The organism is Flavobacterium sp. AC105 (assembly GCF_979258495.1).
The window spans coordinates 2954862-2978599 of sequence record NZ_OZ409860.1; the positions used below are offsets into that span (position 1 = coordinate 2954862).

21 protein-coding genes are annotated in these 23738 nt (G+C 32.8%); 9 read left to right on the forward strand and 12 right to left on the reverse strand.

Translation table 11 applies throughout. The annotated features are described in order from the left end of the window. Nucleotides 1-38: 38 nt before the first annotated feature. The 3 genes from ettA to holA form a co-directional block, all read right to left on the reverse strand. The gene (ettA, locus tag ACZ0AH_RS12330; protein WP_026985169.1) at nucleotides 39-1730 is read right to left on the reverse strand and encodes an energy-dependent translational throttle protein EttA; all 1692 of its coding nucleotides are present in this window, start codon (nucleotides 1728-1730) and stop codon (nucleotides 39-41) included. A gap of 51 nt (nucleotides 1731-1781) precedes the next feature. Continuing rightward, the gene (locus tag ACZ0AH_RS12335; RefSeq protein ID WP_089069631.1) at nucleotides 1782-1958 is read right to left on the reverse strand and encodes a CAL67264 family membrane protein; all 177 of its coding nucleotides are present in this window, start codon (nucleotides 1956-1958) and stop codon (nucleotides 1782-1784) included. 72 nt (nucleotides 1959-2030) lie between these two features. Continuing rightward, entirely contained in the window at nucleotides 2031-3035 is a 1005-nt protein-coding gene (holA, locus tag ACZ0AH_RS12340; RefSeq protein WP_463476094.1) for a DNA polymerase III subunit delta, read from the reverse strand. A 73-nt stretch (nucleotides 3036-3108) separates the two neighbouring features. Between holA and ACZ0AH_RS12345 the strand changes: the two genes are divergently transcribed. Genes ACZ0AH_RS12345 through ACZ0AH_RS12355 form a run of 3 tightly spaced genes read left to right on the forward strand, consistent with a single transcriptional unit; the run spans nucleotide 3109 to nucleotide 5469 of the window. Then, nucleotides 3109-3555, forward strand: a complete 447-nt coding sequence (locus ACZ0AH_RS12345) for a type I restriction enzyme HsdR N-terminal domain-containing protein (protein WP_463476095.1) — start codon at nucleotides 3109-3111, stop codon at nucleotides 3553-3555. Between the two features lie 26 nt (nucleotides 3556-3581). Then, the gene (locus ACZ0AH_RS12350; RefSeq protein WP_463476096.1) at nucleotides 3582-4601 is read left to right on the forward strand and encodes a glycosyltransferase family 2 protein; all 1020 of its coding nucleotides are present in this window, start codon (nucleotides 3582-3584) and stop codon (nucleotides 4599-4601) included. A 34-nt stretch (nucleotides 4602-4635) separates the two neighbouring features. Beyond that, the gene (locus tag ACZ0AH_RS12355; protein WP_463476097.1) at nucleotides 4636-5469 is read left to right on the forward strand and encodes an OmpA/MotB family protein; all 834 of its coding nucleotides are present in this window, start codon (nucleotides 4636-4638) and stop codon (nucleotides 5467-5469) included. Nucleotides 5470-5658: 189 nt separating this feature from the next. Here ACZ0AH_RS12355 and ACZ0AH_RS12360 read toward each other — a convergent pair whose 3' ends face one another. The 3 genes from ACZ0AH_RS12360 to ACZ0AH_RS12370 form a co-directional block, all read right to left on the reverse strand. Beyond that, nucleotides 5659-6279, reverse strand: coding sequence for an L-threonylcarbamoyladenylate synthase (locus ACZ0AH_RS12360; RefSeq protein WP_463476098.1), 621 nt, complete (start codon nucleotides 6277-6279; stop codon nucleotides 5659-5661). Between the two features lie 233 nt (nucleotides 6280-6512). Continuing rightward, on the reverse strand, nucleotides 6513-8849 hold the full coding sequence (locus ACZ0AH_RS12365; RefSeq protein WP_463476099.1) for an ATP-dependent helicase: 2337 nt from the start codon (nucleotides 8847-8849) through the stop codon (nucleotides 6513-6515). Nucleotides 8850-9235: 386 nt separating this feature from the next. Then, a complete protein-coding gene (locus ACZ0AH_RS12370) occupies nucleotides 9236-10003 on the reverse strand; it encodes a sulfite exporter TauE/SafE family protein (RefSeq protein WP_463476100.1) in 768 nt (255 codons plus the stop codon). A gap of 122 nt (nucleotides 10004-10125) precedes the next feature. Here ACZ0AH_RS12370 and ACZ0AH_RS12375 point away from each other — a divergent pair, with 122 nt between their 5' ends. Further along, nucleotides 10126-10647 carry a DUF7935 family protein gene (locus ACZ0AH_RS12375; RefSeq protein ID WP_463476101.1) on the forward strand — a complete coding sequence of 174 codons (522 nt, stop codon included), beginning with the start codon at nucleotides 10126-10128 and terminating at the stop codon, nucleotides 10645-10647. Nucleotides 10648-10713: 66 nt separating this feature from the next. On the opposite strand, the gene ACZ0AH_RS12380 is transcribed toward ACZ0AH_RS12375, so the two are convergent. The 3 genes from ACZ0AH_RS12380 to ACZ0AH_RS12390 all read right to left on the reverse strand — a co-directional run bounded on the left by ACZ0AH_RS12380 (nucleotide 10714) and on the right by ACZ0AH_RS12390 (nucleotide 14397). After that, nucleotides 10714-11262, reverse strand: a complete 549-nt coding sequence (locus tag ACZ0AH_RS12380) for a hypothetical protein (RefSeq protein WP_463476102.1) — start codon at nucleotides 11260-11262, stop codon at nucleotides 10714-10716. A gap of 4 nt (nucleotides 11263-11266) precedes the next feature. Further along, entirely contained in the window at nucleotides 11267-12166 is a 900-nt protein-coding gene (locus ACZ0AH_RS12385) for a patatin-like phospholipase family protein (RefSeq protein WP_463476103.1), read from the reverse strand. A 170-nt stretch (nucleotides 12167-12336) separates the two neighbouring features. Next, on the reverse strand, nucleotides 12337-14397 hold the full coding sequence (locus ACZ0AH_RS12390) for a M1 family metallopeptidase (RefSeq protein ID WP_463476104.1): 2061 nt from the start codon (nucleotides 14395-14397) through the stop codon (nucleotides 12337-12339). Between the two features lie 95 nt (nucleotides 14398-14492). Here ACZ0AH_RS12390 and ACZ0AH_RS12395 point away from each other — a divergent pair, with 95 nt between their 5' ends. Continuing rightward, nucleotides 14493-15230 (forward strand): Dph6-related ATP pyrophosphatase, encoded by a 738-nt coding sequence (locus ACZ0AH_RS12395; protein ID WP_463476105.1) that lies wholly within the window; start codon nucleotides 14493-14495, stop codon nucleotides 15228-15230. Between the two features lie 40 nt (nucleotides 15231-15270). Continuing rightward, nucleotides 15271-15777 (forward strand): hypothetical protein, encoded by a 507-nt coding sequence (locus tag ACZ0AH_RS12400; RefSeq protein ID WP_463476106.1) that lies wholly within the window; start codon nucleotides 15271-15273, stop codon nucleotides 15775-15777. A 198-nt stretch (nucleotides 15778-15975) separates the two neighbouring features. On the opposite strand, the gene ACZ0AH_RS12405 is transcribed toward ACZ0AH_RS12400, so the two are convergent. Both ACZ0AH_RS12405 and ACZ0AH_RS12410 read right to left on the reverse strand, forming a co-directional pair. After that, nucleotides 15976-16515: a DUF1697 domain-containing protein gene (locus tag ACZ0AH_RS12405; protein ID WP_463476107.1), complete on the reverse strand. Its 540-nt coding sequence runs from the start codon at nucleotides 16513-16515 to the stop codon at nucleotides 15976-15978. A 32-nt stretch (nucleotides 16516-16547) separates the two neighbouring features. Beyond that, nucleotides 16548-17366 (reverse strand): hypothetical protein, encoded by an 819-nt coding sequence (locus ACZ0AH_RS12410; protein WP_463476108.1) that lies wholly within the window; start codon nucleotides 17364-17366, stop codon nucleotides 16548-16550. A gap of 207 nt (nucleotides 17367-17573) precedes the next feature. Between ACZ0AH_RS12410 and recG the strand changes: the two genes are divergently transcribed. From recG to ACZ0AH_RS12425, 3 genes are all read left to right on the forward strand, one after another. Next, complete coding sequence (gene recG / locus ACZ0AH_RS12415; protein ID WP_463476109.1) at nucleotides 17574-19682, forward strand: ATP-dependent DNA helicase RecG; 2109 nt, start codon at nucleotides 17574-17576, stop codon at nucleotides 19680-19682. Between the two features lie 115 nt (nucleotides 19683-19797). Further along, nucleotides 19798-21972: a T9SS type B sorting domain-containing protein gene (locus tag ACZ0AH_RS12420; protein ID WP_463476110.1), complete on the forward strand. Its 2175-nt coding sequence runs from the start codon at nucleotides 19798-19800 to the stop codon at nucleotides 21970-21972. Then, complete coding sequence (locus ACZ0AH_RS12425; protein ID WP_463476111.1) at nucleotides 21965-22888, forward strand: PorP/SprF family type IX secretion system membrane protein; 924 nt, start codon at nucleotides 21965-21967, stop codon at nucleotides 22886-22888. Before ACZ0AH_RS12420 ends, ACZ0AH_RS12425 begins: the two co-directional genes overlap by 8 nt. Nucleotides 22889-23069: 181 nt before the next feature. Here the strand turns inward: ACZ0AH_RS12425 and ACZ0AH_RS12430 are convergent, their stop codons facing one another. Further along, the gene (locus ACZ0AH_RS12430) at nucleotides 23070-23672 is read right to left on the reverse strand and encodes a PAS domain-containing protein (protein WP_463476112.1); all 603 of its coding nucleotides are present in this window, start codon (nucleotides 23670-23672) and stop codon (nucleotides 23070-23072) included. Nucleotides 23673-23738 lie beyond the last annotated feature (66 nt).

The following is a 23738-nucleotide window of genomic DNA, read 5'->3' on the forward strand; positions in this document are numbered from 1 at the left end:
ATTTTTATCCCGAGGCTTCGGGAGAAGTTTATTAAAAACTATCTAATCAACTTTCTGTATTTCAAACGTTTTGGAGTTAAATCACCACCTAAACGTTTCTTTTTATTTTCTTCATATTCAGAGAAACCTCCTTCGAAATAGTAAACTTCAGAATCTCCTTCGAAAGCCAGAATGTGCGTACAGATTCTATCTAAGAACCATCTGTCGTGCGAAATAATAACGGCACAACCTGCAAAATTCTCCAAACCTTCTTCAAGTGCACGAAGTGTGTTTACATCTAAATCATTCGTAGGCTCATCCAGTAAAAGTACGTTTCCTTCTTCTTTTAATGTCATTGCAAGGTGCAAACGGTTACGCTCACCCCCAGATAACATGGATACTTTTTTATTTTGCTCTCCTCCACCAAAATTGAAACGAGATAAATAGGCTCTTGAATTTACTTGCTTTCCGCCCATCATAATTAATTCCTGACCATCTGCGAAGTTTTCCCAAATCGATTTATTCGGATCAATATTAGAGTGAGATTGATCTACGTAAGCAATTTTTACAGTTTCTCCAACAGAAAATTCTCCACTATCTGTCGCTTGTTCGCCCATAATCATTTTAAAAATGGTCGATTTACCAGCACCATTTGGCCCAATAATTCCAACAATTCCGGCTTGCGGCAAAGTGAAATTTAAATTATCATACAATAATTTATCTCCAAAAGCTTTTGCTACATTTTTAGCTTCAATAACATTCGTTCCTAAACGTGGACCGTTCGGAATATAGATTTCCAAGTTTTCATCCAGTTGTTTTTGGTCTTCGTTCAATAATTTGTCGTAATTCTGTAAACGTGCTTTTTGTTTAGTCTGACGGCCTTTTGCTCCCTGACGAACCCAGTCAAGCTCACGCTCTAAAGTTTTTCTACGTTTAGATGCTACTTTTTCTTCTTGTGCCATACGGCTTGATTTTTGGTCTAACCAAGAAGAATAATTTCCTTTCCAAGGAATTCCTTCTCCTCTATCTAACTCAAGAATCCAACCTGCTACATTATCAAGGAAATATCTATCGTGCGTTACCGCAATTACAGTTCCTGCATATTGTGCTAAATGCTGCTCTAACCAAAGTACAGATTCAGCATCTAAGTGGTTGGTAGGCTCATCAAGTAACAGTACATCAGGCTGTTGCAATAACAAACGGCATAAAGCTACACGACGACGCTCTCCTCCTGAAAGGTTTTTTATAGGCGTATCACCTTCCGGCGTACGCAATGCATCCATTGCAATTTCTAGTTTGGTATCGATTTCCCAAGCGCCAAGAGCATCAATTTTGTCTTGTAAAGCGGCCTGACGATCCATCAACTTATCCATTTTATCAGGATCTGAATAGTTCTCTTCAAGACCAAATAAATCATTAATTTGGTTGTATTCTTCCAGAACAGCCATAGTTTCTGCAGCTCCTTCGCGAACAATTTCGATAACGGTTTTAGAATCATCAAGAATAGGCTCTTGTTCTAAATAACCAACTGTGTAACCTGGCTGAAATACAACATCACCCTGATAATTTTTATCTACACCTGCAATAATTTTTAACAGAGAAGATTTTCCAGAACCATTAAGTCCCAAAATACCAATTTTAGCTCCGTAAAAAAAGCTTAAGTAAATATTTTTAAGCACCGGCTTGTCTGCTCCCTGATAGGTTTTGCTCAATTTCTGCATTGAGAAAATTACTTTCTTATCGTCTGACATTTTTTATATTTTATATATTTATTATTCTATTTTATTGAAATTTAGTTTGATTTAAACTCTTCCTTTCAAAGCATTAAAAACCCAGGCATTTGCAAAAAAGCCAACACCAACGGCTACAAATCCCCAGCCTGATACTTCGCTGTATCTAAAAGCTCCAAGACCTATAAGTAACAATCCCATAAGTATCATTATAAAAGTAGCCCATCCTAAAACGGTATTTTTATTCATTCCCATAATTGAAATAATTATTTTTTAATGTGATTTATTTTTAGAAGTGCAAATATCGTGAATTTTCGTGGCTTAATTAAATATTTTGTACAGCATTTCTTTTAACAAATCTGACTGTGGCAATGCATTCGCTCCTACTCCTTTACTTTTAACATCTACATCGCGTAAGGCACCAACAATCTGGCTGACTTTTCGCATTGGGTAATTTTTTATTGCCAAATCGTATTCTTTTAAAAAATAAGGATTTACACCAATTGCAGCTGCCACATTTTTAGGATTTTTATCTTTAAGTCCGTGGTACTTTAAAAGCTGAATAAAAAATCCGAAAACCAATCCTGTTGTCATTACTAATGGATATTCTTTAGGATTGTGTGCAAAATTTTCTGCAATTTTATAGGCTTTTATCTGATTGCGTTCTCCGATTGCTTTTCGAAGCTCGAAAACATTATAATCTTTACTAAAACCAATATTTTCTTCAATATGCTGGGGTGTAATTACGGTTCCTTGCGGTAAAATAATCTGTAACTTCTCTAATTCATTATTGATTTTACTTAAATCTGTGCCTAAAAACTCCACTAACATAGCGTTTGCTTTTGGGTCAATTGTGTATTTTTTTCCGGCCAGAACGCGTTTTATCCAATCGCCAACCTGATTTTCGTATAGTTTTTTGCTTTCGTAAACAACTCCATTTTGAGCCAATAGTTTGGTTACTTTTTTACGTTTATCAAGTGTTTTGTATTTATAACAAAAAACAAGAACCGTTGTTTCCATCGGATTATTGACATATGATTCTATTTTATCTATTGTTCTGGATAAATCTTGTGCTTCTTTTACAATAACAACCTGACGGTCAGCCATCATAGGATAGCGCTTAGCCGTTGAAACAATATCTTCTACAGAAACATCCCTGCCATATAATACCGTTTGATTGAATCCTTTTTCTTCTTCGGAAAGGATATTCTGCTCAATATATTCAGATAATTTGTCAATATAATAAGGCTCTTCGCCCATTAAAAAATAAATCGGTTTTATATTTCCCGCCTTTATATCATTGACAATTTTTACAACTTCATCCATTCAATTCTTTTGTTTCTAGTTTAAAGTTTCAAGTTTTACCTGAAACCTGAAACCATTTTTATATTTTTGCCTTATGCTTAAATTAAATTTTCCTACTTATACTTTCCGATTCAAAAATAGCGAAAATAAAGTGTCTATTTTTGATGAAATCAGGAAAAAATTTATCATTCTTACTCCCGAAGAATGGGTTCGCCAACATGTTGTTCATTTTCTGATAAATGAAAAAAAATACCCTAAATCACTAATAAATGTAGAGAAAGTTTTAACGGTCAACGGATTACGAAAACGGTATGATGTTGTGGTTTTTAATTCTGATGGTTCTATACATATATTGGTAGAATGCAAAGCGCCGGAAGTAAAAATTTCTCAGGCAACTTTTGATCAAATTGCCCGTTATAATATGACAATGCAGGCACGGTTTTTGAATGTAACGAATGGTCTTAGCCATTTTTATTGCCAAATGGATTTTGAAAACGAAAAATACCAGTTTTTACGAGACTTGCCGGATTATAACAAATAAATAATACTTATAAATAAAAATTACCTTTGGATAAAATAGCTGTTGTCATTTTAAATTGGAACGGAGTAAAATTGTTAGAACAATTTTTACCTTCTGTTATTCAATTTTCAGAAGATGCACAAATATACGTAGCTGATAACGCTTCTACAGACGATTCTGTAAATTTCGTAAAACAAAATTTCCCTACAATAAAAATTATACAAAATAGTGGTAATTATGGCTTTGCAAAAGGTTATAATGATGCTTTAAAACATGTTGATGCTGAAATTTATGCTTTAGTAAATTCAGATATTGAAGTAACAGAAAATTGGCTGAAACCCATTATTGAAATGTTTGATAAAGAAAATCAAACTGCTATAATTCAGCCTAAAATTTTAGATTTTAAAAATAAAGAATACTTTGAATATGCCGGTGCTGCCGGTGGTTTTATTGACAAATATGGTTTTCCTTATTGCCGCGGCCGTATTTTTGATACTGTCGAAAAAGACAATGGCCAATACAATGATAATTGCGAATTATTCTGGGCTTCCGGCGCTTGTTTTTTTATCAGAAAAGCAGCCTATCATGAATTAGGAGGTTTTGATGAAACTTTTTTTGCGCACCAGGAAGAAATCGATTTATGCTGGAGGGCTTCAAATGAAGGTCATATTATCAAATACAATTCACAATCTGTTGTTTATCATGTTGGCGGAGCAACTTTACAGCAAGGAAATCCCAAAAAAACATTTTTGAATTTCAGGAATTCCTTATTAATGCTTGTCAAAAACCTGCCTAAAAAAGGATTGTTCTGGGTAATATTCTTCCGAATGATTTTGGACGGTATTGCCGGAATCCGATTTTTGACACAAGGAAAATTCAAACATACTTTTGCAATATTAAAGGCACATTTTTCATTTTATTGCATATCTTTAAAATATCTAAGAGAACGAAAAGATTTTCAAATACAGCAATACTATACCGTAAAAAGTATCGTTTACTTGTATTATATAAAGAAAATGACTGTATTTAAAGATATCTTTAACAGTATTCAAAATATTAAAAACTAAATTTGTAATCAACGTTTAATTAAATATAATACCTATGAGAAAAATAGTTATCGCACTATCAGTATTAATGGCTTTAACATCGTGTGTATCGAAAAAGCAATATGCAGCATTAGAAGCTAAGAACAAAGAGACACAAGATTTATTAAACTCTTGCACAGTTAAATTAAATTCTTGTCTGGAAGAAAAAGCAGGATTAGCAGCTACTGCTGAAAGTTATAAAGCACACAATCAAGACTTAATCAATAGTTCTAAAGATTTAACAGTTTTAACTACTAAAGGTGCTGAAAATCTAGAAAAATCTCTAGAAAGCTTAAAAGAAAAAGATTTAAAAATATCCAGACTTCAAGATGCTTTAACTAAAAAGGATAGCGTAACATTAGCGTTAGTTACTAGTTTAAAAGGAGCAGTTGGAATTAATGATCCGGATATCGAAATCAACGTAGAAAAAGGAGTTGTATTTATTTCTATCGCAGATAAATTATTATTTAAAAGCGGTAGCTATGAAGTAAGTGATAAAGCAAAATCTGTTTTGGCTAAAGTTGCAAAAGTTGTAAACGACAAACCTGATTTTGAATGTATGGTTGAAGGTCACACAGATGACGTTCCTTACAAAAGCAATGGTGTTTTGTTAGACAACTGGGATTTAAGTGTTAAACGTTCTACTTCTATCGTTCGTGTATTAACAAATGATCTTGGTGTAAATCCTGCAAAATTAATTGCTGCCGGAAGAAGCTCTTATGTACCATTAGTTGCTAATGATACTCCGGAAAACAAAGCTCGTAACAGAAGAACTCGTATTGTGGTTATGCCAAAAATCGATCAATTCTATGATATGATTGAAAAAGAAATGAAAAAACAGGCTAAATAATTTTAGCTTTTACATACTTCATTAAATAAAAAAAGCAGGTCAATTGACCTGCTTTTATGTTTTCTTAATTCTTTAATAACCAATTAATGTAAATCAAGAATGCATTATTTTTAAATTAACTAACTAAATTTTAACTAATACTAAAGTTAGTTATTTTATTTTTAACTTTTATACGATTTAAGTTTTTTTTTACAAAATTCCGATATCTCCTTTTCCTTCTCTCACAATTACAGGTTCATGTTCTGATAAATCTATAATTGTCGAACCTACATTATCTCCATAACCACCGTCAATAACAAGATCTACAAGGTTTTGCCATTTCTCAAAAATCAATTCAGGATCTGTTGTGTATTCAATTACATCATCTTCGTCACGAATAGAAGTTGATACAATTGGGTTTCCTAACTGACGAACAATTTCTAAAACAATATTATTATCCGGAACACGAATTCCGACTGTAGTTTTCTTTTTAAATTCTTTTGGAAGATTATTATTTCCCGGTAAAATAAAAGTATAAGGTCCTGGCAAAGCTCTTTTCAGTATTTTGAAAGTCGCCGTATCAATCTGACGTACATAATCTGAAAGATTGCTTAAATCATGACAGATAAATGAAAAATTAGCTTTCTCAAGTTTAACTCCTTTTATTTTTGCAATTTTTTCTAAAGCGCGTGAATTTGTAATATCACAACCTAAACCATAAACAGTATCTGTTGGATAAATTACTAAACCTCCGTTTTGCAAAACTTTTACCACTTTGGCAATTGCAGCTTCACTGGGTTTATCTGGATATATTTTTATGAATTCGGCCATTTTTTATAGAATAAAGAAGTTAGATTATAGAACAAAGACTAATCTTTAATTCTTTTAAAGTTTTTAAAACAAACAACAACATTTCAATCGAAAATATATTTAATTCTAAATTAAAATATTCTTATTCTCTTGAAAAGTCATGAAAATCGTGAGAGTTGAAAATAAAATCAGGTGATAAAAAATTGACTGTTTCAAAAATCTATTTTCTATCATCTATTTTCTATACTCTTTTCTTAACCAACTACATCCAATTTTGCAAATCGAAGCAATAGCTTTTTAAGTCCTCCAACTTCAAATTTTATCTCGGCTTTTTTATCAGCTCCAACACCTTCAAGATTGATTACTTCACCTTTTCCAAAACGTTCGTGCATGACAATATTTCCAATTGTCAACTTACTATCGAATAAATTAGGCGCAGCGCTATTTGGATTATTTCCTGCAACTGGTTTCAATTTACGAATATTTAAATCAGGTTTTGGTTCATTATCCGTAATATATTTTGGTGGAGTTCCTCCTACCGGTTTTGCCAAACGCAATTTCGATTTGTCGATATCTCCAAAAATATCTCCATCAATTGGTGATTTATAACGGTAATTACTTTCTGCAGGAGTTAGATATTCCAGATATTGTCCATCAATTTCTTCAATAAAACGAGATGGTTCGCTATCTGTCAATTTTCCCCAACGGTAACGCGATTGTGCATAAGTCAAATACGCCTGATGTTCTGCACGGGTTAAAGCGACATAAAACAAACGACGTTCTTCCTCCAATTCACTTCTGGTACTCATACTCATTGCACTCGGAAACAAATCTTCTTCCATTCCCACCACAAAAACATGAGGAAATTCAAGTCCTTTTGCCAGGTGAATTGTCATCAGCGCCACACGATCTTCATCAGAAGTATCTTTATCCAAATCCGTTGCAAGCGCTACATCTTCCATAAATTCAGACAAAGCCCCTCTTGCACCGTCAATTTCTTTCTGACCATCGGTAAAATCTTTTAAACCATTTAAAAGTTCCTCGATATTCTGGATTTTTGCCATTCCTTCCGGCGTAGCATCTTTCTTCAATTCCTGAACCAACCCGGTTTTTTTAGCCACATAATCTGTCACATAAAAAGCATCCTGATTTTGATCAATCACCTGAAAACTCTGAATCATCGTCACAAAATCATTGATTTTGTTCTTTGTTCCCGAATTCAGTTTCAAGTCAATCTTATCAATATTTACCATTACTTCCCAAATCGAACGTTTGTAATGATTGGCAGCAATCGTAAGTTTTTCAACAGTAGTATCTCCAATTCCACGTGCTGGATAATTGATCACACGAACCAAAGCTTCTTCATCTTTCGGGTTAATCACCAAACGCAAATAACACAAAACATCTTTGATTTCCTTACGTTGGTAAAATGATAATCCCCCATAAATTCGATACGGAATGTCACGCTTTCTCAACGCATCTTCCATCGCACGAGACTGAGCATTAGTACGATACAAAATCGCAAACGCACCATTGTGCAATTGGTTTTGCATTTTTTGTTCAAAAATAGTACTGGCTACAAAACGTCCTTCTTCGGCATCCGTCAAACTGCGGTGTACTTTTATTTTTGCTCCAAAATCATTTGCTGTCCAAACAACTTTATCCAGTTTTGTTTTGTTATTTTCCATCACAGTATTTGCCGCTTCAACAATATTTCTCGTTGAACGGTAATTTTGCTCTAAACGGAACATGATTACGCCCTCATAATCCTTCTGGAAATTCAGGATATTATTGATATTTGCACCACGAAAAGCATAAATACTCTGCGCATCATCACCAACCACACAAATATTCTGAAATTTATCTGATAAAGCCCTAACAATCAAATACTGAGAGTGATTTGTATCCTGGTACTCATCAACCAGAATATATCTAAAACGATTTTGATATTTGGATAAAACCTCAGGAAAACGAGTTAATAACTCATTGGTTTTTAACAATAAATCATCAAAATCCATCGCTCCTGCCTTAAAACAGCGCTCGACATATTGTTGATAAATTTCTCCCAATCGCGGTCTTTTTGCCATTGCATCAGCCTCTACCAATTCAGGATTATTAAAATAAGCTTTTACCGTAATCAGGCTATTTTTATAACTCGAAATCCGACCTAAAATTTGTTTTGGTTTATAGATATCACGATCCAGCTGCATTTCCTTAATAATAGAAGAAATCAGTCGCGCCGAATCCTGAGAATCGTAAATGGTAAAATTAGACGGATATCCCAAATGATCTGATTCCGCACGAAGAATACGGGCAAAAATCGAGTGAAAAGTTCCCATCCACAAGTTTTTCGCTTCTGTAGCTCCTACAATATCCGAAATCCTGTGCTTCATTTCACGAGCAGCTTTATTCGTAAACGTAAGCGACAAAATATTGAAAGCATCAACACCCTGCGCCATCAAATAAGCAATTCTAATCGTTAAAACACGTGTTTTTCCAGAGCCTGCACCAGCAATAATAATCATTGGCCCGTCTTTTTTCAGAACGGGTTGTCGTTGTGCTTCGTTGAGCTGGTCAATATATTTTTGCATGAAAATTTTCTCCTTTTATGCAAAAATAAGAATTAAAAAAGAAAGTTCCTAAGATGCGGAAAAAAGCTCCTAAGACACTAAGTTTTTAAAGTGCTAAAGTTTTTTTTGAAGCCACGCAAAAGGCATTTTATCAGGTCTGGTTTCCCGCTTTCGGCTATATCTCTCCATTTCATTACGAGGATACCGCCTCTATCGTGGGCTAGATTCAAACAATTGTTCTTAAAGCTACTGAGTCACTAAGTTGCTAAGGTTCTAAGATTCTTGCTAAAACTTAGCTAAATTCAAACTATAATATTTACTTATATTTCTAAAACTTTGGTTAAAACCAACAACTTATAATATCTTTTATTACTTATATGGTTAAAAAAACTAAGAACCTTAGTAACTTATTTAAAAAACACATCGTAAGCAAATCGAATCAAAGTCCCAACAACCACAACCAAAAAGAAAATCCGAATAAAACCATTTCCTTTATTTATGGCCAGTTTTGCGCCAAGCCATCCGCCGAGTCCATTGCTGATCGCCATTGGAATTGCAATTGACCAGATGATTTTGCCCTTTAGCATGAATAAACAAATAGAACCAAAGTTTGTTGCCAGATTTACCATTTTAGCATTCGCCGAAGCGTGCAAAAAATCAAAACCCATTAAAGCAATAAAAGCAAGAACAAAAAAACTTCCGGTTCCCGGACCAATAAATCCGTCATAAAAACCAACAATAATGCTAATTATAACAGCATAAAGAATTTGTATTTTTGGCGAATGATCTTTAGCTTCATGCTGTCCGAAATTTTTCTTTGCATAAGTATAAATCAACAAAAGAGATAAAACCACCAATAAAAGCGGTTTCATGAAATCATTGCTTACATAAGTCAATAAAGTAGAACCCAAAAATGCTGACGGAACTGCCAAACACATCATAATTAACAATAATCTCCATTGAATCACGACTTTTTTCATATACTGAAATGCCGCAAAAGCAGTTCCGGTAAAAGCCGGTAATTTTAATGTCCCAATAACGGTAGAAACTGGCAGATTTGGTAATAAAATCAATCCCATTGGAGTTTGAATCAGTCCGCCGCCGCCAACAATTGCATCAATAAATCCTGCTGCAAAAGCAGCCAAACAAAGCAAAACTATAATGTATGATTCCATTTTTATTGTGTATCAGTCGATTTAAACGATTGTGCACAAAAGTAAGTTTCCATTTTATTTATACAATAAAATTAATATTGTTTTCTCATCAAAAAGTATATTTTTGTTGAAAAATTACTAAAATGGATTTTACAAGAATTATAGAATTAGCAAGTTATACTTTACCAGCCATAGTTACCGGATTTGTGGCATACAGTTTTTTTGAATTGCACATAAAAAACAATGACAAAAAACGTAATTTTTTATTGAACAGAGAATATCAAAAGCAATCGTTACCAATACGTTTACAGGCTTACGAGCGTATGACTTTATATTTAGAGCGCATCAATTTGACAAAATTATTAATTAGAGTTGCACCTATTTCTAATGAAAAACACGATTATGAAAACTTCCTAATTGATCAAATCGAACAAGAATTTGAACATAATTTAACACAGCAAATTTACATGTCTGATGAATGTTGGACGATCATTACAACAGCTAAAAACTCAACGATACAAATTATTCGTAAAGCTGCCATGAGCGATCGCGTTGATAATGCAGATAAAGTACGTGAAGTAATTTTGAATGATTTATTAGAAAAACAATCACCAAGTAATGCGGCTTTGGCTTATATTAAAAATGAAGTTTCGGAGTTGTGGTAAAAATCTAAATTTTAAAGCTTTAAAAAACTGATTTCTATTTTATTCCAAAAATAGAAATCAGTTTTGCTATTTAAGTTCCAATCTTATTCTACTCTCTAATTCCTTTAAAGATTTAATTTTATCTTCTCGAATAGAATACTTTTCAAATTCATTTTCAAAAAGGTTATAATATTTTTGATTCATCTTTTCAAAGTAAGATATCGACAAACTTTTATTTGTCTTTCTTGTATTCTCAACTTCTTTAACCATTCTTCTGCGATAAATTTCAAGTAAATCAAATCTCGCTTGAAGTGCCCTTAAAACATCCTTATTTGTTGTATCACACACATAAGATTTTTCATTTTGAAATAACGTCCTTGATCTAAACAAATATGGAGGTTCAATATTATATCTTGTACTAAATGTAAAAAATGCATGAAACTCGCAATCTCTATCATAAAAATCATAATTAAAGTCTGACCATTTAATTTTCCTATTCTTATTCCAGACTATTGCATCTTTTGTACTCCAATATTCGATAAAATTATAATAATTTGAAGAAATTAAAGGATAAGCTAATTTAATTACTATATATATTCCGCAGATTGTCGAAAAAATAATTAATACTTTTCTCATTTTATTATTTATTATCACTCATAACCTCAGATTTATTCTGAGCATATTCAAAACCTTGTTTCCACCATTCTTTCATCACTTCTTTATTAAAAATAAGTGCATTATCAGTTAGTTTTGTAGGTGTGTAATATAAGTTAAGTTTCACATTCTTATTATTTGCCATAAGTTTCCCTATAGCAATATCGTGTTTTTCAACCTGATCCAAAGCAATTCGGAACAAATCAATCATCAATGAAAACGGGTTTTTGCCAATAACCATTTTATCCATATTGACTTCGGTTTCCAGAATAATAACGTCAATTTCTGTTGCACCGCGATTGATGGCTTCCCGAATAGGAACTAAGCTTGAAAATCCGCCATCGCCATATTCGCAATTATCTTTTTCAACCAAACTCATAAACGGAACATAGTTGCTTGAAATCCAGGACCAATCACAAAATTCTTCGTAACTGCAATCTTTTACCGATTTATATTCTGATTCGTTTTTAGTAAAATTGGTTACCGTAATGATAACGTTGTTATCCAGTTTTTTTAGCTTATTAAAATCGGAAAGCGAAAAATTATTTCGAATATATTTCTTCAGACCTTTACTTTCACCAAAAGTTCTTTTTCCTTTAAAAAACTGACGTATAACATTAAAGTGATTGATAGTCACAATATCAACTCCGTTTTTATTTTTAACTACAAACGGACAAATATTAAAAATACTTGCCATGGTAACATTTGTATAAACGGAGTGAATTTTTTTAATATGCCCTAAAGCTAAATGTGGAATTAGCAAACTTCCGGTAGAGGTTCCTAAAAATAAATCGTATTCGTGATTTTTTTCTTCTATTAAATATTGTGCAACACCTCCGGCAAACGCGCCCTTACTGCCACCACCAGAAATAACCAATGCTCTCATAAATATATTGTAGGTTTTTGTTTTTGGCTTTTTTAGGAAGAAACAAGATTTTAGAGCCAAGATGAAAGACCATACTAAACGTCAAATCTTTTTCGTACATCTTGTTTCTTTCTTCTTGTTTCTTTCTTCTATAATCTATTCTCTTTACTCTATTCTCTTTACTCTATTTTCTATTCTCTTAATAAACGATTCAACTGAAACTGTTCATCGGGGGTCAAATTAGGCAAAATTCTTTCAAACGAAGCACGCATTTCAGGATTTTTTAATAAAAGCCGAATTGTATCTCTTCCAAATTTTGAAAATTGCCACATATGATGCATTGTTGCATTCACCAAATTGGTTAAAACTTCATCGTTTATTATTTTAAAGGCAATCAACTTTTCGAGTGCATTTTGTCTGGTTGTTGCTTCATATTTGGTTGAAGAAAAAGAAATTAATTCTGAAATTAAAGCTTCTGGATTATCAACGTAATCAGCTGTTGACAAAGCCAAAGAAAGCCATAAAGTACGTAGATTATAATCATTAAAACCAATCCAATTTTTAGATTTATCCAGATATTGGGTGCGATGATCCGGAAAATTCTTCCACAATCTGTATAAGGCAATTTCTTGTGTTTGATATGATTTATCGTCTAATAATGTTTCATATTCTGTTCTGAAATCTTCCGGAATCTGAACAAAATTTCCTGCTACAGCTTGGCGAACCTGCCAATTACTGGATTTTAAAGCTGCAATTAATAATTCTTTTTTTGCTTCAAATTTTTCATTTTGAACCTGATCTACAATCGCTTCTTTTACCGAATGATAAACATCCGAATTTAATGTTTTCAATAAAAAATCCTGTTTTTCTGAAAGAGGCGTTTTCTTCAGTTTATCAACTTCTAAACGAACCTGAATTGCTTTGTTTTTACTCAATAATTCATTTGCCGTTGCTGTATCAAATACGGTAGATTCCAGCCAGGTTTTCTGAAATTTAACTAAATCAAAATCGGATACTTTTTTTATTTCATCAAAGAAATTTTGAGTATTTACAGTTTGATAAGCGTATTTTTTCAAGTAGTTTTTAATGGCTTTTTTGAATGCTTTATCACCAATAGATTCGTGTAAAACAAACAATGCCCAAGCGCCTTTTTCGTAAAAAGTCAACGAACTTGCTTTGGCATTCAAAACCGGGATTGTATCTGTTCTGGAAGCAAATTTTATTTGCTGTGCGGTTTCATATAATTTCGAATAAAAATAATCATCGCCATAAATTTCCCTTTCGGCAAGAGCCGCATAATACGTTGCAAAACCTTCCTGAAGCCAATGATGTGTGCTGCTTTCGGCGGTTATTAAATCACCAAACCAATGGTGGGCTAATTCATGAGCATCGACATTGGTGTAATTTCGATCTTCAAAACCTATTGAATCTACCACATAACGCGTTGCAAAAAGTGTTGTGGTTGTGTTTTCCATTCCGGCGTATAAAAAATCCCGAACCGGAATTTCCCTGTAAATTTCCCAAGGATATTTGACTCCTATTTCTTCTTCCAGAAAATCGAAAATACGTTTCGAATAACGATATGTTGGCTCAAAACGATCTGCATCTTTATTTTCGATATAATATTCTAACGGAATTTTAGATTTTGCACTGAATTCCTTTTTATCATATTTTCCAACAGCAAGCATCAATAAATAAGAACTCATTGGATTTTTCATTTTATAACTCCAATATGTCGCACCTGATAATTTGTTTTTTGAATTCAAAACGCCATTAGAAACAACAGTATCGACATTATCTACAGCGATGTCTAAATTAAAAATTAATTTTTCGTTGACATCATCAAAACTCGGAAACCAATTGCTGGTATATCTTCCTTGCCCTTGTGTCCAGATTTGTGGATCAGAGTTCTCTATATCAACAAAATACAAAGCTTGTTTGGGTTTTGCAGTATATTCGAAACTCAAAATATTTTTCCCTTTTTTGAAAGGAAAAACGACTTGTAATTCTTTCTTTGTATTGATAAAATTAATTGTGGTTTGATTGAGCATAACATTCGAAAATTCCATGTTTTTAGCATCAATTTTAATTGTATCTAAAGATTTTAAAACATCAAAAGAATACACTACTGTACCTGAAATTGATTTTTCTTTGGTGTTTAATCTTAGTTGTCCCGTAACTGATTTAAAATCGACAAATTGGGTTTGCTGTGCAAAAACGAAACTGGTGATAAAAAGGAAGATGTATTTCATTGAAATAAATTTGAGGGCAAAATTCCAAAGTTACAAAGGTTTCATCAACAAATCGAACGAATTTTGTATGTTTACCTCAGAAAAATTACAACAACGTGCCGACAACAAAAAAAGCCTTATTTAACTGGAGCAGCGGAAAAGATTCGGCTTTGGCCTTATATAAAATTCTGCAAAATCATGATTTTAAAATCGAATGTTTATTAACGAGTGTTAATCAGCAATTTCAACGAATTTCTATGCATGGTGTTCGTGTTGAACTACTTGAAGCACAAGCAAAAAGTATTGGATTACCGCTAAAAATTATGCAGATTCCGGAAATGCCGACTATGGAAGTCTATGAAAATGTAATGACAGAAACTTTGACCGAATTAAAAAATCAAGGCATTACACATTCCGTTTTTGGCGATATATTTCTAGAAGATTTGCGAAAATATCGTGAAGATAAATTATCAGAAATAGGTTTTGAAGGCGTTTTTCCAATATGGAAAATTCCAACACACGATTTGATTCAGGAGTTTATTTCGTTAGGATTTAAAACAATTGTAGTTTGTGTAAACGAACGTTATTTGGATAAAAGTTTTGTGGGCCGAATTATTGATCAGGATTTTATTAATGATTTACATGAAAATGTAGATGTTTGTGGGGAAAACGGTGAATTTCATACCTTTACTTTTGATGGGCCACTTTTCTCTGAACCCATTAATTTTGAAATTGGCGAAATTGTATATCGCAAATATGAGAAACCAAAAACTCAGGATTCATCAGATACTGCTTGTGATACAAGTGCAAACGATGCTTTTGATTATGGATTTTGGTATTGTGATTTGATTTAAATTTGAAAATCATTAAAATAATTTCTTTAAATTCAACCTTATGTCGGTAAAAGAGAAAAATACATCATTTATAAAAGTCTTATCGTTTTTAGATGAAATTGGGATTGCCGTATTTGAAAAAAAACTGGACGAAACCTTTTTGCCCGGATTAAGTTTAGGTCCAAACTGTATTTATATAGACTATGAAAAACTGCTTTATCCCGGTGATATTTTGCATGAAGCAGGGCATTTGGCCGTTACAACTGCTGCTGAAAGAAATAAAGTAGGCACGAGCGAAATATCTGCAAACTGGCCTACTGGTGGCGAAGAAATGGGAGCTATTTTATGGTCATTTGCTGCAGTCAAACATTTAGAATTAGATCCTGAATTTGTTTTTCATCCTGAAGGTTATAAAAACGGATCTGACTGGTTAATTTCAAACTTTGAAAATGAAGTTTACATTGGTTTGCCTTTTCTTGAATGGATTGGGCTTTGTTTGGGAAAAGAACGTGCGATTAAGGAAAATAAACAAGCATTTCCAACCATGCTAAAATGGATGAGAGATTGATCAATTAGATAATTTGGGAATTAGAAAAATTAGAAAATTATTCTTGTTGTTGTCCTTAAGAGAGATTAATGTTTCAAAATGTGTCAATTAGATAATTATACATACGCTAATTATCTAATTGACACATTCTCTAATTGACACATTCTCTAATTGACACATTCTTTAATTGACACATTCTCTAATTGACACATTCTCTAATTACCCATACATTTCAAGCAAATTTGTAACCGTATTCCAGTTTCTAATTGTTGCTGTTACATTTAGTTTTTTCTCAATATATTTTTGATCAAATCTGGTTTTTCCTGCTCCAACAGCGTATTTAATGAAAATTCGATTTCCGTCAATACTGGCTTCGTCAGGTTTAAACTGACTGATTTTTAAATCGTTTATGTTTTCACTTTTTAAAGCAATTGAAACAAAAGCAACGTATAGTTTTTTAGTATCCAATTCTTTTTCTTTCAAAAACGGGCTGTTTTTAAAACACAATTCCAAATCTTCTTTAGTTATAACAATCGTAGGAACTTCGTGTCCAAAGACTTTGAAAATTTCCTGTTTGATCATAAAACCTACTTTCGAAGCACTTTCTTCTTCAGAATCAACAAAAACATTTCCGGATTGCAAATACGTTCGTACGTTTTGGAAACCTATGTTTTCTAACATTGTTTTCAAAGCTTCCATTTTCATCATATTATGACCAGAAACGTTGATGCCGCGTAAAAGTGCTAAATGTGTTGTCATTTTTTTATTTTTATTTCTTAAAAAGATTCAAATTAATTGCATTCTCTTCCAAATATCTTTGAAATATGATCAGAATCAATCGAAGCTACAAAATCATAACTTGAGCTATCTACTAATTCAAAATCATTATCATGAATAACATATTCATTTATGTCAACACTTGAATAATTATTTTTTGAGAATGCTTTAAATAAAGCGCCACTAATAAAAAATTTACCTTTTAATAAATTTTCGGTATCGTCGAAATCATAAAATTTATATTCTCTTTTTCCAATAATTTCATTGTCAGGAAATGAGTATTTAATTTGCTCAACTTTTACCAAATTTCCATTTGAAAGTGTAAATTTCCTGTACACTTTTCCGTTTACTATTTCACTAATTTCATTTCCATTATATTGATAAGTATACAATATGGGATCAGATTTTAATGGATAAAGATTCGTTACTTTTCTGCTTATTAATTTGTCGCCATCAATTACAAATTCTTTAGTATAAGGCGAAGTAAAATTATAAGCATATTGTACTTTAATAATATTATTTTCATAAGTAATCAAGTCTTCAGCCTCATTTGACATACTCCAGTTTCTAAGATCATTACCTGATGGAATGGTAACAAAACTACCTTTTACTTTATTAATTCTGTTTTGGTTATCGTATCCAAAATTAATTTTCCCTGTAAAATTTGGATCAAAAGTAGTCTTCGAAAATACAATATCATCATAAGTCAGAGCAACTGTTTCTACACTTATAAGTTTACAGGATTTAAGAGTTTCGTTTGTATTTGTATCGTCATTTCCTGAACATGAAAACAAAATTGCAATTATAAACGCTAGTACAGAAAATTTTTTCATCCAATTATTTTATTCCTCAAAGATATTATTTTCTATACTTTAAATTTGCTCATTTTTAAAATTCCCAATTAAAATCTATCTTCGCTATCCCAAAGAGAAAAAAGTATAGAAAAAGAATATCGGCAAAAGTTTGTGTTCTATTATCTTTATTCTATTTTCTAAAGTCTATCCCGAAGTTTCGGAACTAAAATCTAAGAAGTCTAAAAAATGTCTAATAATCTCCTTGATACTCCAATAGAATACTTAAAAGGTGTTGGCCCAAGCCGTGGTCAATTGCTTCGTAAGGAATTGGGAATTCATAAATACAGGGATTTGGTTAATTTTTTTCCCAATAGATACATTGACAGAACCCGATATTATAAGATCAATGAATTGCAAAATACAGGTTCAGAAGTTCAGATTATTGGAAAAATCATCAATATAAAAACGGTTGAATTTGCTAAAAACAAAAAGCGTTTGGTTGCCACTTTCGTGGATGATACCGGGCAAATGGACCTGAATTGGTTTCAGGGGCATAAATGGATTCGCGAAAGCCTGAAACTGAATGAAGTTTGTGTAATTTTTGGAAAATGTTCTCTTTACGGAAGTCAATTTAGTATGGCGCATCCGGAAATTGAATTGTTAAGCGAACACGAAAAAAGCCTTCGTTCTGCAATGCAGCCTGTTTATCCTTCGACGGAAACACTGACAAACAGAGGAATTTCAAACCGGACTATTAATAAGTTAATGGAGCAATTGTTTATTGAAACACAAGCTTTGTTTACTGAAACTTTGCCTTTGTATTTAATTGAAGAATTAAAGTTAATTCCGAAAAGAGCGGCTTTATTCAATATTCATTTTCCTAAAAGTACCGAGATTTTGGCGAAAGCCCAATTCCGATTAAAATTTGAAGAATTGTTTTTTATTCAATTGCAGTTGATTACTAAAAATTTAATTCGGAAACATAAAATAAAAGGGCATCCGTTTACAAAAGTAGGTGAATTTTTTAATGAATTTTATCAGAATCATTTGCCTTTTGAATTGACGAATGCGCAAAAAAGAGTGATAAAAGAAATCCGTTCAGATATGGGAAGCAACGCCCAAATGAACCGATTATTGCAGGGAGATGTTGGTTCCGGAAAAACAATTGTGGCTTTTATGAGCATGCTTCTGGCGATTGATAACGGTTTTCAGGCTTGTTTGATGGCTCCTACCGAAATTCTTGCCAATCAGCATTTTATTGGTTTATCAGAATTGGCTCAAACCTTAAATATCAACATCAAAATACTAACGGGTTCTACTAAAACTGCTGCCCGAAAAATTCTTCACGAAGAACTCGAAAATGGCAGTCTGCATATTTTAATTGGAACTCATGCTTTGTTAGAAGACAAAGTAAAATTCAAAAATTTAGGTTTGGCCGTAATTGATGAGCAGCATCGTTTTGGTGTTGAACAACGCTCTAAATTATGGAAAAAAAATGAAATTCCGCCACACGTTTTAGTCATGACCGCCACTCCTATTCCAAGAACTTTAGCGATGAGTTTGTATGGCGATTTAGACATTTCGGTTATTGATGAATTGCCTCCTGGCAGAAAACCGATTCAGACCGTTCACCGATTTGATAGTAACCGATTGAAAGTTTGGAAATTTCTAAGAGATGAAATTGCTTTAGGAAGACAAATTTATATTGTTTATCCGTTGATTCAGGAATCTGAAAAAATGGATTTTAAAGATCTAATGGACGGTTATGAAAGTGTTTCCAGAGATTTTCCGCTGCCTCAATATTCAATTTCAATTTTACACGGAAAAATGAAACCTGCAGATAAAGATGCCGAAATGAAACGTTTTTCTGAAGGCAAAACCAATATAATGGTGGCAACAACCGTAATTGAAGTTGGCGTAAACGTACCCAATGCGAGTGTAATGATTATAGAAAGTGCAGAACGTTTTGGTTTATCGCAATTGCATCAATTGCGCGGGCGCGTTGGTCGTGGCGCAGAACAGAGTTACTGTATTTTGATGACAAGCCATAAATTAAGTGCTGACAGTAAAACCCGAATGGAAACTATGGTTCAGACGAATGATGGTTTCGAAATTGCTGAAGTTGACTTAAAACTTCGTGGTCCAGGAGATTTAATGGGAACACAGCAAAGTGGCGTTTTAAACCTTCAAATTGCTGATATTGTTCGCGATCGTGATATTTTGAGCTTAGCCAGAAGCTACGCTATGAAAGTACTTAAAGAAGATGGTCCGCTGCAAAAACCGGAACATGCAACCTTAAAAGCAGTATTTATTGAGTTAACGAAAAAGAAAAACATTTGGAATTATATTAGTTAATCAATATAAACTGACTAATTTTTCGTATTTTTTTAACTTTTTCTATATTAATTATGATTTTTTTATCTAAAATTCTACATTTGCTTTCGCCGAAAACAAATTTTTTAAATAAAAAATGATGATTAAATATTACAAATTTATATTCCTCTTTTTCATCATTACTGCTGTACATGCACAATCGGGATGTTATAACTCTGATTTTTCAAATATTGACTTCGAAGGCTGGCGACCTTCTTTTGGAACAAGAGATTATCCAAATTTAAATAAGGGAGAAAACAGAGACCACCACTTAATTATGGGCGGTCTTGAAGTTATGGATGATTATGCTGCTGTTTGCGGCGGTGAATTATATGTGGTTCCTCCGGGAGAATTGCACTCGGCAAAATTGGGTAACGATCGTGGCGGAACAGAAGGCGACAGACTTATTTATGATATAAATGTTAGTGAAGATAATAACCTGTTTATTTATAAATATGCTGTTGTACTGCAGGATGGCGGTCATGACAAAGCATCTCAGCCTAATTTTAGTGTTCGCATCTTAAATGAAGCGGGAAGCGAAATTGACCCTTATTGCGGTGTTTATAATGTTAGTTCAGGTGAACCCAATCAAAATGCCAATATTTGCGGTGATATTTATTGGACACAATGGAATACGGTAGGAATTAATCTTGCGGCTTATGTTGGCAAAAGGGTTTCTATTGAATTTACAACAAGAGATTGCGGTTTTGAAGTGCATTTTGGATATGCTTATATTTCGGCAAAATGCAGCAAATTGAAGGTAAATGTTGGGGTTTGTTCCGGTGGTAATAATGTTACTTTAACAGCGCCTTTAGGATTTGTGGCGTATTCATGGACCTATAAAGGAGAAGTAATTGCTACACCAACTCAAAGTATAACAATACCATTAGCAGATTATCCTCCGGGAGCTACGTTTGATTGTTTGTTAACTTCTTATAATAATGGCAATAAATGTGAGTCTACAATTCAGGCAACACTTGCAAACCCAACTATAATTAAACCTAATTTTTCTGTTGCTTTACCTTGCAAAATTGACTACAATACTTTTAGTCCTATAACTTTTTCAGACAAAACAACTTTAATAAACGGAATCATCAATAAATGGGAATGGAATTTTGGTGACGGACAAACTTCTACCGAGAAAAATCCAAACCACATTTTTGAAATCTCAGGCGATTATAATGTTACATTAACGACATATTCAGATACGGGGTGTTCGTCTTCTGTTACAAAATCAATTCATATAGAAAATAACCCAATTGCAAAACCTGCAGTTCCGGAAACCCAAACGTATTGCAATTATCCTATTCCCACTATTGCAAGTCTTGTAACCAATGGCGAAACACTAAAATGGTTTGACTCAGATGTGTCGTTTACCACAATTGATCCAAGTACGCCAATAATTTCAAACAGAATTCTTTATTGCGCTATCGTAAAAGACGGCTGCATAGGTCCAAGAACTAAAGTTACCATATTAATAAACGCCTTAGGACGGCCAATAGGCGAAGAAATTCAATCTTTTTGTGCCAGCAGCGCGCCAACAATTGCCAGTCTTAAAATTAAAGGACTTTCGGTTAGCTGGTATGACGCTCAAAATGGCGGCAATCTATTAAACGCATCAACGCCTTTAAAAAATAATGTGGTATATTATTCTTCTGATTATGATGCTTCTATAGGCTGCAGCAGTGAAAGATGGGGAATTACTGCCATTTTAAAAGAAGGATCGGCTGTTTTATCACCGGACTTTACACAGGATTTTTGTGATAACGAAACTTTTACTCTTAAAGATTTAAAATTATATAATAGTGCTGTTCGATATTATAGCAATATCAGTTCTAAGACTCCGCTTCCGCATACTACGGCTTTAGAAAACGGAGCTACTTATTATGCGGCGATTATTGATCCGGAAACGAAATGCGAAAGCAATAAACGTACGGCTATTTCAGTAACGATTACGCCTTGCGATATTAATATTTATAACTTAATCACCATTGACGATAATACACAAAACGATCATTTAGAAATTGGAAATATTGAATTTTTCCCTGATAATACTGTTTTGGTGTACAATAGATTTGGCCAATTAGTCTACAGAATGCCTAATTACGGATCAGACAGAAATTACTTTTATGGTAAAGCAAATGCCGGAGAGGTTTTTATGAAAGACGAAAAATTACCAACAGGATCTTATTTTTATATTATAAATTATAAAAAAAATGATCATACTGATGCCACAAAAAAAGGCTTTTTATACATACACAATAATGGGTAAAACTTTCAAAAAGATAGTATATTTCGCTACAATTATTATATTTTCAATACATAATATTCAGGCTCAAAACGACGCTAAATTATCTATTTTTAATTATAATTCTCTGTTCTATAATCCTGCATTTGCCGGTTCTGCTGACGGACTTAATATTGTTGGCATGTACTCCAGCCAATGGGTTGGATTTGATGGCGCGCCAAAAACACAATATTTATCTGCCGACACAAAATCGTTCGAAAAAATAGGATATGGCATCAGTTTGTATAACGATGTTATTGGTCCAAAAAAGGAATATAATATTGAAGGAAACTTTGCTTATTACATCAAACTTGACCGAAAATATAAATTAGTTCTGGGTGTAAAAGGCGGAATAAATTCATATAGCATCAATAAAGATAATCTGGATGTTTATAACCCCGGAGAAATGATTAATAATTTTGGTACAGATAGTAAAACGTCCCCTGTTTTTGGCGTTGGAGCCAATTTTTATTCCGATAAATTTTATATAGGCGTATCAAGTCCTAATATTATTCAGACAAATTACAGTTCATCAGGAACGATACTTACGCAGAGAAAGAATTATTATTATACAAATTTCGGATATCAGTTTGAACTGGAGCGCGACATTACTTTAACTCCTGCATTATTGGCGAGAATTACAGCCGGAGCTCCTATTAGTGTTCTAACGTCTTTAAATCTTAACTGGAGAAATAAATATTTGGCTTCTGTCAATTTTGATTATAACTCAAGTATTGGTGCTTTTGCAGGTATTCAGATCATTGATGATTTGAAGATTGGTTATGCTTACGATATTTCAACAACCAAATTCAGCAACTACAATAATGGTTCTCATACCTTTTTTATAAGCTATACTTTATTAAATGAAAATAGCGAAAAATGTACGTGTCATTTATATTAAGTTGCTAAGGCTCTGAGAGGCAAAGATTCTGAGTTTTTTTTAATAAATATACTTCACTGCATTTTACATTTAATATTCATTAATCATTATTCGTGGTTAAAAAGATTTGTTGGGGTGCAAATTTTAATTGAATAGCTGAATATTTATAAACGTATACAATGAAGCATATTATTTAAATTTTCTATTTTTTAGGCGGTGCTTTCTTTTCGAATAAACCATTAAAAAGACCTTTACTTATTTTATTCTTATCATCTTTTCCAGTTGTAATAAGATGATCGATATATTCCATGTAAGTCTTTTTGCGTTCTTCCAGAAAACCTATCAAATAATCTTCAGAAGCGCCAAGTCCGCTAACTTCTTCGATATGCAGTAATTTTTTATATAAAGGTTCTATGAACTTCACAATAATTTCTTCAGGAACTGATTTCCTGGTACCAAAATACCCTACTATTTCTCCATCAGAATCGGCAATAATTTTAAAATCAGTTATAACCCAATAATACCTGCCCGTTTTTGACATGTTTTTGAGAATTGCATGAATATTTTCGCTTGATTTAATACTATCCCACAAAAATTTAAAAATTACTTTTGGCATTTCAGGATGACGTACAATATTATGAGGCTGCCCAATTAATTCGTGTTCATCATATCCGGATACATCAATAAAATCTTCATTTGCATATAAAATAGTTCCTTTTGTATCTGTTTTACTGAGTAATACTTTAGTTTTATTCCAATCAACTTCTCTGTCTGATGGAGTTGGGCGAGTAAATCTGGTGTCCATAATTTTGTCTTTATAATTAATATGCAATTATATTTTGCCTCTAAAATTGTATTCTTTTTTAAAGTA